This is a genomic window from Streptomyces sp. NPDC020965, assembly GCF_044333555.1.
GTDB lineage: Bacteria > Actinomycetota > Actinomycetes > Streptomycetales > Streptomycetaceae > Streptomyces.
The window spans coordinates 178,011-191,145 of the sequence record NZ_JBIRRE010000011.1 but is presented as its reverse complement, the minus strand read 5'-3'; the positions used below and the strand labels follow the sequence as shown (position 1 = coordinate 191,145).

The following is a 13,135-nucleotide window of genomic DNA, read 5'->3' as shown; positions in this document are numbered from 1 at the left end:
GCACGACACCGACACCACGGCACACGGCACCGCGGCACCGCGGCACCGGATCTACTCAACGGCCCGTGGCGTCGTCCTGACCGCTCACCGATCGGAAGTACGCGGCGGGGGTGTGGCCGGTCACCTGACGGAAGAGATCGATGAAGGTGCTCGGGTTGGCGTAGCCGAGGCGGCGGGAGACGGCCACCACCGGCTTACCCGCCGCGATGTCGATGAGCGCGGACCGGACCCGGACGAGGATGCGCCACTGGGTCAGGCTGACACCCGTGTCCCGCTGGAACCAGCGCATCAGGGTCCGCCCGCTCAGCCCCAGCTCCCGCGCCCACTCCTCCGTCGTACGGTCGTCCGCCGGGTCGGCGATGATCCGATCGGCGACCGAGCGCAGCTCCGGGGTCTTCGGCAGGGGGATATCGAGCGAGGCCGCCTGGACCGGCCTGATGAGGTCCACCCCGACCTGCTGGAGCCGCAGCCGCGCATCGTCGGGCATCTCCTCCCGCTGATTGTGGAGCAGCACCTCGCGCAAGAGCCGGCTCATCGGGATGCCGGTGACAGTGGGCCAGGCCGTCGGGGTCAGCCCGGGGTTGAGGTAGGTCGCGTACGTCACCGCGCCCGCGCTCGCCCTGACCCGATGCGGCATTTCGGCCGGCAGCCAGATCCCCAACGCGGGTGGCACGAGCCAGACGTGCTCGGCGGCCTCGACCGTCACATTGCCCGTACTGGACCAGAGGAGTTCGGGCTCGGGGTGGGACATCAGCTCCCACTCCATCGCCTCGGACGCGGTGAAGGTGCCCGTGGTGAGCAGCCAGGGATCTTCGACCTGGCGCTCCCCGCTCGGAACGTAGGCGGTCCACTCGTCGGGCTCCAGGGTCGGCGCACCCCAGAGGCGCACCGCGGACACCGCCTGCCGCTTCTCCGTCACGCCATGTGTCGCTTTACCGTCATAACACGCCACGATACCTGCTTGTGTAGCGATCCAGGACGTTCCGCTGATACGGCGATGACCGCCCACGGCCCCCTTCCGCCCGGAACTCCCTCAGCCGGCGAGGAGGCGGACCGGTGCGACCTCCCGTACGTGGACGACGATGTCGAACCAGTCGCCGAGCGAACCGCCGGCCATATGGTGCGCCGCGTCATCCGCGGGGTCGTAGCCGGGGCCGAGGAGTCTCGCCCTGGTCGGCGCGGCGAGCCAGGTCCGGACCGGCGCGGGACTTTCGGCGCGCAGATCCAGGAAGTACGCGTCCAATCCGGCACCGCCCAGTACGGCTTCGGCGAACCGGTCGGGCGGCGCGGGGATCGGACCGGGGGCGGCGCCGTGGTCGAACGTCAGGCCGACGGAGACATAGCCCGACCCCCATCGCTCGCGCAGGTGGCCGCCCGCGTTCCGGTGCGTCGTCGGCGAGGACGAGGGGGAGACGGTGCGCGGATCGCCGTTGGCGGTGTGCGCGAGGCCGCCCCAGTAGACGATCTTGTCCCCGGTGCGCTCGTGCCACCAGAGCGTGTTGTCGGCCAGGGTCCGCTCGATACCGGCGAGACCGTCCGGCACGGGTGCGGCCCCCACCGGACGGGCGGGAATCCCCGCGAACCGAACCGGGTCATCAGGGTGGCGTACGTTGTGGGCACGCATCCACCGGACGACATCGAGGATCTCCCCGGTCCGCCAGAACGACCGGGCTCCGGCCAGCAGCGCCCGCGGGTCCCCCACCCCCGTACGCACATACGCGTCGAGTCCCACCCGCGCCGGGTCGTCACCCTCCAGGGCCAGCGAACGGAATCCCGCCTCCTCGACCAGCAGCCGGAGGATCCGGTGCGATACGGCGGAGAGTTCATGGGCCTCACGGCCGGAGACGCCGAGGGCGACCACCCTCGCATCGCCCACCATCGCGAGCAACGGCCGCAGATCGGTCACCGAGTTCTGGGGGGCGAATGTGGTGACGGGGTACGCGTACTGCCTGATCCATCGGGTCACTGCCTCGGTCATGGCGGGAACTCCTCGATCGTCACGGAAGGCACCGCCCGGCCGGGCGACAGGGACACATCCTCGAAGCTCAAGCGAGGTTGAGGTCAACCCCACGACGACCCTGCGGCGACCCCCACACCGGGTGTGGAGGACGGGCGGCAGCCGCTCCGGCCGCTCAATCCGCCCCGCGTGCCACCCAGCGGCCCGGCTCGGATCGCGCGCGGGCCACCTCGCGACACCCCCGCCGGGAGGTCAGCCGGACGGAATATTCTGGGGGAATGAGTGAGCGTGCGATGCAGGAACTGGCACTGCTGGTGCTGACGGCTCTGGCCGACGCGCCCCGGCACGGGTACGCGATCGCCCAGGAGATCAAGGGCATCACCGACGGCCGGGTTGTCCCGCGCACCGGGGCGCTGTACGGGGCGCTGGACCGGCTGGTGGCGGAGGGCCTGATCGAGGTCCGGCTGGAAGAGGTGGTGGACGGTCGGGCCCGTCGCGTCTTCGCCCTCGCCACCGCGGGCAGGGAGCGATTGACCCTCGAAACCGAGCGGCTGACCGTGGCGGTCCGGGAGGCGCGGCGACGCCTGGGCATCAGCGGCACACCGGTGACCGGGTGATCGACCGCCTGCTCCTCCTGTATCCGCCCGGCTATCGGGCCGCGTACGGGCCGGAGATCGCCGACACCTACCGGGAGATGACCGCCGGCGTACGGCGCACGGCCCGGCTGCGAGAGGGCGCGGATCTGGCCGCGCACGCGCTGCGGGTCCGGTTCGGCCTGGGGTCGGCGGATCCGCTGGGCCGTTTCCTCGCACGGGCGGCTCCGTTCGCGCTGGCAGCGGCGGCGGCGAGCGAGGGCATCCGGCTGACGGCCCGCTACACGTCGATCGCCGCCGCCCCGATCTCGGGGTGGTCATGGCTCCGGAGCATGGACGGTGTTGACGCACTGGGCCTGCTCTTCTCGCTGCTCGTCTGCGTGGGCGCGATCGTCGCCCTGACGGGACGGTGGACGGTGGGCGCGGCGGCGGTCGTGTGCGGATTGTCGGGTACGGCCGTCCTCGCGGTCTGTGTGGGGTGGCTCTTTGGCGATCGGGTGGTCTTCCCCCTGCTCGCCCTGCTCACGGTCGCCGTGGTGCTGGCCTGCCCGCCCGACCTTCGCCCCGGCACGGGCGCTTCAGCCGCCGCCGGAGCGATGGCGGGGGTGGCATGGCTGCCCGCCATCGCCGTGGACGCGGGGGTGGTGGGCCGGGTGAGTACGGACTACGGCGCCTGGCCGCTGCTGGTGCTCACCGGTACGGGGATCGTCCTCGCGCTGCGCGCGCGGTCGTCGGGGCTGCGGGAGATGGCCGTGATGGCGGTGGCCGCGCCGCCGTTCGTCGCCCATGCCTATGTCTTCGCCTGGCACGATGTGCGGCCCGTCGCCGTCATGGTGCTGGCGTTGCCTGCCGCGGCGGCGTTCACCGTGGCCATCGCGAGAGTGCGCCGCCCGGGCTGACCCGACCCGCCACACCGAGAGCCGCCTTCCCCCGGGGAGGGCGGCTCTTTGTCGTGGCGGCGGAGGCGTGCGGAGGTGTGCGAGCCGGCGGAGGATATAGTCACTTCAACGGAATACTCTTCTGACCGGCTCATGCGCATCGGATGTGTCGGGACAGCAGCCGCCGAACCCACCCCTAGCCCGCGCGCCCGCCCGCACCCCGCACCGAAGCCAACTGCCTGCACCGAAGCCAACCGACCGCACCGACCGCACCGACCGCACCGACCCGAGCGAAAGGCCACCCCGAAGTGCCGTTCACCCTGTCCCACCCGGCCGCGGTCATCCCCTTGCTGCGCCCCCCGTTCGTCCCCGTGGCCCTGGTGATGGGCGCCGTGGCACCCGATATCCCGTACTTCCTCCAGATCCCGCGCATACCGGTGACCGCCGGCGCGTGGTACGAGCCGTTCCTCAACGCCACGACGTCCCACTCCCCGACCGGCGCCCTGACCGTCGCACTGCCGCTCGCCCTCACCCTGGTCGCCGGGTACCGGCTGCTGCGCGAACCGGTCAGCGCACTGCTTCCCCCCACGTTCACCCTCCCGCCGCCCGCGCCACCGCGCCGCGCGGGTGAGTTGGCCCGCCGCGCCGGGTGGCTGCTGCTGTCCGCGCTGATCGGTATCGCCACTCATCTGATCTGGGACTCCTTCACCCACGCCGACAGTTACGTGGCCGACCGGGTGGCGTTCCTGCGTGACCCCCTACCGGGCGGGCTGACCGTGGCCCGGCTGCTCCAGCACCTGAGTACGGCGACCGGTCTGGTGGCCATCGGCATCCACCTCCGACGCCTCCGCACCCGCCCGCGCGCAGCGCGCCCGGGGCGCCGTACACCCCTGACTCCCCGCGCCCGCTGGGGCGTGACGGCGCTGCTCATAGCGGCCGCACTCCTGGGCGCAGTGGCCCACACCCGCGGCCTCGACTCCTACCGGCTGGTGACCGTGGACGACACCAGCAACCCCATCACCCGCGACCTCGGCGGCGGGGTGACCGAGACGAGCTACCCCGCCACGACGGAGAACGCCCCCTGGGCCACGGTCGCCGAAGGCGCACTCTCCGACGCGGCCAAGGGCGCGGGCGCCTCACTCGCCGTCGCCCTGGTGCTCTACTCGGCCGCCTGGCACGGCCACCGGGCGCTCGGCCCGCGACGGAGGGTCGACGCCGAGACCTCTCGACGGCACTGAAGCGAGGCCCGAGGGACGCGGATCGAACGGGAACCATCCGTACCCGCCGGACGGCTCTGGAGACGGTTCGGCGACACTCCGACGACGGCCCCGTCACGCCCGTACTGTCACGCTTCGCGAGAAGTATCACGGGATACCGCGACCCTTCGTCACATGCGCCACTTGAGGGGTACGAGGAGTACGGGGAGGCCGCGATGGCACCGGCCCGGACGCGCGCACCCCGGCCGAAGGCGGTGGCACCCACTCCCGCCCCGGTCAGGGATCGGATGGGGACTCCCGCCCCGGTCAGGGACCGGGGCGAGACGCCCGCAGCCGGGGCCCGACCGCCGGGCCCGGTGTCCAACTCCGCCATGGCGGCTGCCCTGGTGGGCCGGCCGGGGGCCCGCCCCCCGGCACCGCAGCCGGGCGGGGCGGCACAGGCCCGGGTGGGAAACAGCGCGGTGGCGGCGGCCCGTGGCAGTGTGCCGGCGGCCGGCCCCACCGCGGCCGAACCCCAGCCGGTCGCCACTGCGGCACCTGCTCCCGACCAAACCGCGGCCCCCGCGGCCGGCGCCGGACGCCGACCCGGCCCCCACGCCGACCCGAAGTTCGCCGCGCTCAAACAGGACGTACGCCGTAAGAAGCGCGCGGTGTCGTCGTCGCATCCGCCGGCCCGGACGGAGGCCGCGGCAGCGCACGCCGCCGCACTGCCCCCGAAGGACGACGCCCAGGCCCAGGGCAGGTCCGCCAATGCGGAGCGGATGAACGAGGCCAAGCCCAAGGAGTTCGACAAGGAAGCCTTCATCGCCGCGGTGGAGAAGGCGATCAAGGAGAAGGCCCCCAAGAATCTGGATGAGGCGGATAAGTTCGCCGACTCGGGCAAGGCGGACGAGGTCCGCACCGAGGTCCAGGGCAAGGTTGGCGAGGGCAAGGAGCAGTCCGCCGGGGAGATCGCCACCACGACCGCGGCCCCGCCCGACACGTCCGCCGCCGTGCCCAAACCCGTCACACCGCTGACGGCGGACCGGCCGCCCGCGACCCCTGGCGCGCCCGACGCGCGGCACGCCGTACCCGACCGGCTGCCGCCCGCAGCCACCGACCTGTCCGCCGGACCCGCCGCGGTCCAGGGGCGGATGGCGGCGGCTCAGATCACCGAAGGCCAGCTCCGGAAGGCCAACGAACCGTCGTTCACCCAGGCACTGGGCCATCAGCGGACCGCCGAGGCACACTCTGCCACCGCCCCCGGCCGGATGCGCAAGGCGGAGGCGGCCGAGCTGAACGGCGCCACCGCACAGGCACGGAAGGCCGGCGCGGCGGCGATGGGGGCGATCGGTGCCCAGCGGCTGGCGGCGGGTCGACGCGTCGACGCCGGCAAGGAAGGCGCCAAGGGTCGCGACGAAGAGAAGCGGGCCCGGGTCGCGACCGTGCTGCAAGGCGTCTTCGATGTGATGAAGAAGGACGTCGAGACCGTCCTGAACGGCCTGGACAAGCTGGTGGACGAGCAGTTCACGGCGGGCGAGAAGGAGGCGCGGGAAACCTTCACCGCCGAGCACCGGCAGAAGATGGAGGAGTACAAGGACCGTCGGTACGGCGGGCCGGGCGGCTCACTGCGCTGGCTCCGGGATCTGTTCGCCGGGCTGCCCGCCGAAGCGGACCGGATCTTCGACCAGGCCCGGGAGGGCTATCTGCGCCGGATGCGGCAGGTCATCTCGAAGGTGGCGACCACCATCGGGACCCAGCTCAACCAGGCCAAGCAGCGGATCGCCACCGGCAGGTCCGAGATGCGCACGGCGGTGGACGGTCTTCCCGCCGAGTTGAAGGCGATCGGCCGGCAGGCCGCGGCCGGGTTCGAGGACCGGTTCGCGGAACTCACCCAGTCCGTGGACGACAAGGGCACCGAACTCGTCGACACCCTGGCCACCCGGTACACCGACGCCCTCAAGTCGGTGGACGACGAGATCGCGGTGGAGCGGGAGAAGAACAAGGGCCTGGTCGCGAAGGCCGTCGAGGCCGTCAAGGGCGTCATCGACACCATCCTGGAGCTGAAGCGGCTCCTGCTGGCGGTGCTGGCCAAGGCCGCGCAGGCGGTCATGATGATCCTCACCGACCCGATCGGGTTCCTCGGCAATCTGGTACGCGCGGTCGGCGCCGGCCTCCGTCAGTTCCTCAACAACATCTGGACACATCTGCGACAGGGCGTCATCTCCTGGCTGCTGGGTCAGGCCAGCGAGGCGGGTATGCAGATCCCGGCGAAGTTCGACGTCCAGGGCGTGCTGTCGTTGCTCGCCTCGCTACTGGGGCTGACCTGGGCCAATATCCGTTCCCGGATCACCCGCCGGGTGCCGGAGCGGCTGGTCGCGGCGGCGGAGACGGCCGTACCGATCATCGCGGAGGTCCGCAGGCGCGGGGTCGCCGCGATGTGGGACGACCTCAAGGCGCGCGTGGGCGACCTGCGCAAGAACCTCCTCGACAAGGTCATCGAGTACGTCGTCCCCACCATCGTCACGGCGGGGATCACCTGGATCCTCTCCCTGCTCAACCCGGCGTCGGCGTTCGTCCGCGCGGTCAAGCTCATCATCGACGTCATCACCTTCGTCGTCACCCAGGGCCGCCGGGTCATCGAGTTCGTCAACGCGGTCCTCGACGCGGTCATCGCCATCGCCCGGGGTGGCAGCGGCGGTGTCCCCGCGCTCGTCGAACGCGCCCTCGCCCGTTCCATCCCCGTACTGCTCGGCTTCCTGGCCTCACTGTTGGGCCTCGGCGGTATCGCCGCGAAGGTCAAGCAGATCGTCCAGGCGCTGGCCAAACCGGTCAACACGGCCGTGGACTGGGTGATCGACAAGATCATCGGTCTGATCAAGAAGGCCGGTTCGAAGCTCGCCGCGAAGTTCACGAAGAAGGACAAGCGCACCCCGCAGGAGCAGGAGCGGGCCCTGGACGCGGCGCTCGGCGACGCGCGGGGGCTGGTGAAACCGGACGCGACCGTCGACGGCGTACGGAAGGGACTGCCCGCGATCCGCCGCCGGCACCGGCTCTCGTCCCTGACACTCGTGGTCGAACAGAGCGACAAGGACAGCAAGACCGTCCACTTCAAGGCGGTCATCAACCCGGAGAAGGAGAGCCGGCCGGACAAGATCAAGGGCGGCGGCCCGGGACTCTACAAGGCGAAGAAGACCGGCCCCAACGCGTTCACCGGCGACTTCGCGAACCTCATCCCGGCCGCCTGGAGCAGATACGACGCCCTGCGCGCCATCGACAAGCATCCGGGCAATGTCTTCCTCAACCGGGCCGACGGCAATGTGCCCCGCCCCAGCGGCCCGTACACCGTCGCCGGCGCGGGCACCCAGAGCGCCCAGTTCACCAAGACCTGGCGCGACGAACTGACCCGCCAGCGGATCCTGGAAAAGGAAGCGCTGTTCCTGAAGAACCCCACCTGGAAGGTGCCGGGAAAGCTGCACCTCGCCGAGAACGGCGCGAAGAAGGCGGTGGCACAGCGGCTCGGACTCGGCTGGGAGGACCTCTGGCTGCTCCGGGGCAGATGGGAAGAGCACCACATCAAGCCGGCCAACTGGGGTGGTACGAACGACCTGCACAACCTGATCTTCATCAAGAACCACCAGCACAGCCCGATCACGACATACTTTGATAAGTGGCTCAAGGTCGAGATCATGAAGGACATCCCGTAGCGATCCCATGGGCGATTGGTGAGGTATGACCGCATACGGCCGGCTCATCCAGGAGGCCCTGGCGGCCGAAGCGACACCGGACACCGAACGGACCGAGCGGGCCGTCCGCGCACTGGCGGCAGCCGGCCCCGACGCGCTGCGCCACGTCCTGACCGTGGCCGACGAACAGGCGGACCGCCACCACCCGGCGCTGTACGAGGTCGTCCGGCGCGGCACGTACCCCGAGGCGGTTCCCGTGCTGATCCCCCACGCGGGTTCGGTGGCCACCGGGGTGGTGGAAAGCGTCCTCCACGCGCTGGCCCGCAGCGGCGAGGACGAGGGCCCGGCCTTCGTCGTGGCCCGGCTCACCGACCGCGCCGAGCCGTTCCTCACCCGGGCGGCGGCCTCGGCGGCCCTTCAGGGGGTTTCCGACACGGCGGCGGGCGACGCCCTCCGCGAGGTGCTGGCGGAGCAACGGGGGGAGCCGGACGAACCGGAATGGCCACTGCTGCTGGTCAACACGGCAACGGCGCTCGCCATGATGAACGACCACAGCGGGGCCACCGCCCTGTACCCCCTGTTCGCGGCCGGCCCGGAGACCGGCCGCTCGCTCGCCGTCGCCGCGTTCCGGCTGGTCCTCGACGAGGACACGCCGCACCAACTGTCCAGGGCCCTGGACGACCCGAGCGCCGAGGTCCGCGCGGCGGCCGTCGATCCGCTCTTCCTGATCGGATCGCCCACCGCCGCACGGCTGCTGTTGCGCCGGGCGGCGGAGGACGGGGACCCACAGGTCCGGCAACACGCCCTCATCCGGTTCGGCGACATCATGGGCCTCGTGCTGAACGACGCGGAGGATCTGCCCTTCGCGCGGGAGAAGTGGGAGGAGCGGGGGGAGGGCCTGGACCCGGCGGTGTGTCACCGTTTCGGAGGGCCCGTCACGCTCGGCGACCTCGTCGAGGAGTTCACGGAGGAGGCGACCCTGCGCGCCGGTGTCGCCGAGGAACTACGGCTCCTCACCGGGGTCGACGTGCCCGCCGTCCTCGCCCGGGACGGCCTCGAAGCGGCCCGGCGCAGCGTGCGGGACGTGCCCTTCACCGCCGGCCGGATCCACAAGTGGGGCCATGCTCAGCCGATGCCGCCGATGCCGCCGCCCGGATAGCCCTGCCCCTCCCCGGGAGACGGTCAGCCGAAGCGGTCGAAGACCGACTGGAGGTATTCCTCCAGCCTGCTCGTGAGCACCGCCGAGGTCAGGTCGTCGCGCCCCAGTTCCCGCCGGGGGGCACCGCGACCCTCTCGGCGTCCGGCGCGAAGACGAGCGCGTCGAGCAGGCGCCCGTAGAGCTGCGCGGCGGGGTCGTCGCTCAACCCGCCGCCGGGGCCGCCGTGTAGTAGTCGGCGAACCGCAGCCCCTCCCGGGGGCCGTGCAGCAGGGCGCGAGTCGTGGATCAGTGCGCCACGTCGAGATCGGCCGGGCCTCGACCGGTACCCGCAGCCGGTGCATCACCCTCAGGGCTGCGCGCACCCAGCGGCCCCCCGGTCAGGACCGCCGACCCCGACCGCCGACCCCGACCGTCATCGGCACGCGCGCCCCGGTCGCTCGCCGTCGGCGGGTCAGGCGGTGGCGGGGCGGGCGGTGGCGGGGCGGGCGGGTCAGGCGGTGGCGGGGCGGTGCATGGCCGTGATGTTCAGGGGCCCCGCGGTGAGGTGCCGCAGGGTGTCGAAGCCGAAGTGCCGGTAGATCGGTACGTTGCCGGGGTCCGCGGTGGTGAGGAAGACACCGGCGGTGGCCGGTGTATCGGCCAGCAGGCGGTCCAGGAGACGGCGCCCGCCGCCCCGGCCCGCGGCGGCGGGGGCCATGCCGATGAACTCCAGGGTCCAGGCCCCGTCGGGCACCTCCGCCTCAGTGGTGTGCAGATAGCGCAGGGTCCGTCCGAGAGCGCGCGGTCCACAGCGCGTGAAGGTCCGGGCGGCCCACCGCGCTTGGGCGATGGACGAGGGGGTGGTGGCGGGCGGGGTGAGGACCGCGGCGCCGACCGGCCGACCGCCCCGGCCGGCCAGGGTGTAGCGGCGGGCGGCGGGGAGGGCGGTCTGGGTGTCCAGGGTGGCGGTGAACCAGTGCCGGCGCGCGGTGGCGGAGGAGCCGCAGATCCAGGAGACGGCCGGCTCGCGGGCGAAGGCGTCGGTCAGGACCCGCGCGCAGGCGTGTGGGGATGGCGAGTCGTCGATCTCCCCGGGTGACATGGGCTCAGCCATCCTGGCGCCGCCGCTTCAGGGGTGCCTCGGGGACGAGGTGGCAGATGTGGAGCTTCAGGAAGAACAGGGGCGCGAACCAGGCGAGCGCGGTGGGTGTCCCCAGCCAGAACAGGTTGACCAGAACGGCGTTCGTGTACACGGCCATGGCCAGCGGTCGCTTGAGGTGCAGGGGGATGAACTCCACCGCGGCGGCGCCGGTCAGGAGCAGTGCGCCGTTGACCAGGGTCCAGGTCCAGTCGCCGGGCAGGACGAGCAGTCCCATCGCCGCGAGGTGCAGCAGATGGGCGCTGACGAAGACGAGCCTGGCGCGCCGGGCTCCCGGGTCCTGACGGTGGTACCAGCGCTTGGCCGCGTTGGTAGCGTTGGTGAGGATGCCGCCGATGAGGTCCAGTCCGGCGAGGACCACGATGGTCAGTTGCAGTGCGGACCAGGTGTGGTGGGCCTCGGTGGACCAGATCCCGGCGGCCAGTACGGCGGCGCAGACGGCCAGGCCCGTGTGCTCAACGGCCGATTCGGAACGGGACTTGCCGGGCCCCATGAACCGCTCCAGCCGCCCCGGCCAACCGCCCGGTGTCGGGGGTATCTCCCAGTCGACGCTCAGATCAGTGCGCATGGCCGCCGACCTCCGGGCCACGGTGGGTGGTGTCCGGCGCGGTCCACAGCCCGCGCAGCAGGCTCCACACCTGGCGGTCCGCGTCAGACCCGGCGGAGCCCGACGTCCCGCCGCCCGGGTCGGACGACTGGAGGCGGGCCAGCGCCCACTCGTCCGCGGCCTGGAACACCGCGGCGGTCACCGATACGAGCAGGTCCCGATCGGTGTCGGTGCGAACGATGCCGAGCTGCTGTCCGTTCTCCACCACCGCGTCGAACCACCGGAGCCACTCCCCCGCGTCACCCTGTGCGAGCGCGACGCCGGCGAGCGCCAGATCATCCGGATAGACGTGCAGATGCGTCACCAGGGCCTGCGACCCCTCTTCCAGCCGCGCCCAGAACTCGTCGGCGGCACCCGCCGCGGACCAGGGTCCCAGCGCATCGGAGAGCCGCTCGCGCACGCCCGCCAGGACCGCCGACAGGAGGTCGTCCCTGCCGTCGAAGTACTGGTAGGCGGCGGTCTTCGAGAAGCCCACGGCTTCGATGATCTTGTTGTACGAGGCGACTTCGGGGCCGTGTTCGGCGAAGTGATGGCGCGCGACGGACAGGATCTGCTCCTGGCGCTCGGGCGCCAGTCGATGGAATCGAGGAAGAGGCATGCACCAATGGTACACACCACTAGCGTGTACTAGTAGTACACATCATCGGTACACGTGGCATTCGACCCCCGAGGCATCGACCGCAGCCCTGGCCGACTGTCCCTTGTGACGGGTATGCCATGGTTGGAGGCGTGCTCGACGACATGGACCGCAGGATCGTGCAGACCCTGACCCGGGACGGCCGGACCCCTTACACGGTCCTCGCCCGGGACCTCGGCGTCTCCGAGGCGACCGTGCGGCAGCGGGTGTCCCGGCTCCAGGAGAGCGGTGTGCTGCGGATCGTGGCACTGTGCAACCCACTGACCCTCGGGCATCAGTCGGTACGGCTGATGATCCGCGTCCGGGACCTGACCCCGCGCGCGGTGGCGAAGTCACTGTCCGGGATGCCGATGATCAACCATGTGGCGCTCTGCGCGGGCAGTCAGGACATCTTCTTGGACGGCACCTGTCGCGACCAGGCGCAGCTCGTGCAGTTGCTGGACGACATCCGGATGCTGCCCGGCGTCTCCCGGGTCCAGGTACTGCTGCTGCTCGAACTCTTCAAGGACTACTCGTGGAACGGCCTGGCGAGCGCCGTGGGGCAGGGCGTCACGGCGGAGCAGGACCCGCCGGCGTGAAGCCGGGGCCCGGACGCCACCGGCCCCACCCTGCGGGCGGACGGCACTCAGCTCGAAACACGCCTCAGCCGGGGATGATCCGCTCGCCGGGCCGCACCGGAACCTCCCGGAAACCGGCCCAGAGGTAGGTGTCCTTGATGACCTCCAGCACCGTCAGCGCCTCCGCGTGTGCGACGCCGTTGACCCGGCGCACCCGTTCGGTGAGGAGTTCCGCGAGGTGTGCGAGGTCCCGGCAGCGGACGTCCACGATGAGGTCGTAGGGCCCGACGCAGGACGCCACGTACCGCATCTCGGGCATCCGGGAGAGTTCGCGGGCGACCAGGGCGACGGGTATGTGGTGGACGCGTACCGCGAGGTGGACCTCCACCTCCCCCATCCGTACCGCGTCCGTCATGCCCACCACCTGGAGCACGCCCTTGCGCTGGAGCCGCTGGTACCGGGCGCGTACGGATGCCTCCGAGAGGCCGACGGTGCGGCCGATCTCGGCGAAGGAGCGACGGCCGTCCACCCGGAGCTGGTCAATGATCTGCCGGTCCAGGTCGTCGATCACGGGACACCTCCAGAGATGGGTGGTACTGACAGTCATCATCTCCCGCACGTCAAGGGTCGACCATCGCCCCGACCCTCGACTGCGAGATCCGTGGAAATAGGCCCCACTTTCCACGGGATTCGTTTCACCTTTATCTTTTCAGCCACTGGCTGATGA

Annotated in this window: 12 protein-coding genes; 6 read left to right on the top strand and 6 right to left on the bottom strand. The window is 71.4% G+C overall.

What is annotated here, in order from left to right; genetic code table 11:
• Positions 1-55: 55 nt before the first annotated feature.
• Both ACH4S7_RS29750 and ACH4S7_RS29745 read right to left on the bottom strand, forming a co-directional pair.
• Positions 56-919, bottom strand: a complete 864-nt coding sequence (locus ACH4S7_RS29750; protein WP_398524429.1) for an AraC family transcriptional regulator — start codon at positions 917-919, stop codon at positions 56-58.
• A 114-nt stretch (positions 920-1,033) separates the two neighbouring features.
• Positions 1,034-1,978, bottom strand: a complete 945-nt coding sequence (locus tag ACH4S7_RS29745) for an erythromycin esterase family protein (protein ID WP_398524428.1) — start codon at positions 1,976-1,978, stop codon at positions 1,034-1,036.
• A gap of 257 nt (positions 1,979-2,235) precedes the next feature.
• Between ACH4S7_RS29745 and ACH4S7_RS29740 the strand changes: the two genes are divergently transcribed.
• From ACH4S7_RS29740 to ACH4S7_RS29720, 5 genes are all read left to right on the top strand, one after another.
• Positions 2,236-2,574, top strand: a complete 339-nt coding sequence (locus ACH4S7_RS29740) for a PadR family transcriptional regulator (RefSeq protein ID WP_398524427.1) — start codon at positions 2,236-2,238, stop codon at positions 2,572-2,574.
• Positions 2,571-3,449 (top strand): hypothetical protein, encoded by an 879-nt coding sequence (locus tag ACH4S7_RS29735; protein ID WP_398524425.1) that lies wholly within the window; start codon positions 2,571-2,573, stop codon positions 3,447-3,449. Before ACH4S7_RS29740 ends, ACH4S7_RS29735 begins: the two co-directional genes overlap by 4 nt.
• Positions 3,450-3,736: 287 nt before the next feature.
• Positions 3,737-4,666: a DUF4184 family protein gene (locus ACH4S7_RS29730; RefSeq protein WP_398524424.1), complete on the top strand. Its 930-nt coding sequence runs from the start codon at positions 3,737-3,739 to the stop codon at positions 4,664-4,666.
• Between the two features lie 266 nt (positions 4,667-4,932).
• On the top strand, positions 4,933-8,331 hold the full coding sequence (locus ACH4S7_RS29725) for a hypothetical protein (protein WP_398524423.1): 3,399 nt from the start codon (positions 4,933-4,935) through the stop codon (positions 8,329-8,331).
• 25 nt (positions 8,332-8,356) lie between these two features.
• The gene (locus tag ACH4S7_RS29720; protein WP_398524422.1) at positions 8,357-9,469 is read left to right on the top strand and encodes a HEAT repeat domain-containing protein; all 1,113 of its coding nucleotides are present in this window, start codon (positions 8,357-8,359) and stop codon (positions 9,467-9,469) included.
• 490 nt (positions 9,470-9,959) lie between these two features.
• On the opposite strand, the gene ACH4S7_RS29715 is transcribed toward ACH4S7_RS29720, so the two are convergent.
• Genes ACH4S7_RS29715 through ACH4S7_RS29705 form a run of 3 tightly spaced genes read right to left on the bottom strand, consistent with a single transcriptional unit; the run spans position 9,960 to position 11,812 of the window.
• Positions 9,960-10,550 (bottom strand): GNAT family N-acetyltransferase, encoded by a 591-nt coding sequence (locus ACH4S7_RS29715; protein WP_398524421.1) that lies wholly within the window; start codon positions 10,548-10,550, stop codon positions 9,960-9,962.
• A gap of 4 nt (positions 10,551-10,554) precedes the next feature.
• On the bottom strand, positions 10,555-11,175 hold the full coding sequence (locus tag ACH4S7_RS29710) for a hypothetical protein (protein WP_398524420.1): 621 nt from the start codon (positions 11,173-11,175) through the stop codon (positions 10,555-10,557).
• Positions 11,165-11,812, bottom strand: coding sequence for a TetR/AcrR family transcriptional regulator (locus tag ACH4S7_RS29705; RefSeq protein ID WP_398524419.1), 648 nt, complete (start codon positions 11,810-11,812; stop codon positions 11,165-11,167). The genes ACH4S7_RS29710 and ACH4S7_RS29705 overlap by 11 nt, the downstream gene beginning before the upstream one ends.
• A 131-nt stretch (positions 11,813-11,943) precedes the next feature.
• Here ACH4S7_RS29705 and ACH4S7_RS29700 point away from each other — a divergent pair, with 131 nt between their 5' ends.
• The gene (locus ACH4S7_RS29700; protein WP_398524418.1) at positions 11,944-12,429 is read left to right on the top strand and encodes an Lrp/AsnC family transcriptional regulator; all 486 of its coding nucleotides are present in this window, start codon (positions 11,944-11,946) and stop codon (positions 12,427-12,429) included.
• Positions 12,430-12,493: 64 nt separating this feature from the next.
• Here ACH4S7_RS29700 and ACH4S7_RS29695 read toward each other — a convergent pair whose 3' ends face one another.
• Positions 12,494-12,979 carry an Lrp/AsnC family transcriptional regulator gene (locus ACH4S7_RS29695; protein WP_398524417.1) on the bottom strand — a complete coding sequence of 162 codons (486 nt, stop codon included), beginning with the start codon at positions 12,977-12,979 and terminating at the stop codon, positions 12,494-12,496.
• Positions 12,980-13,135 lie beyond the last annotated feature (156 nt).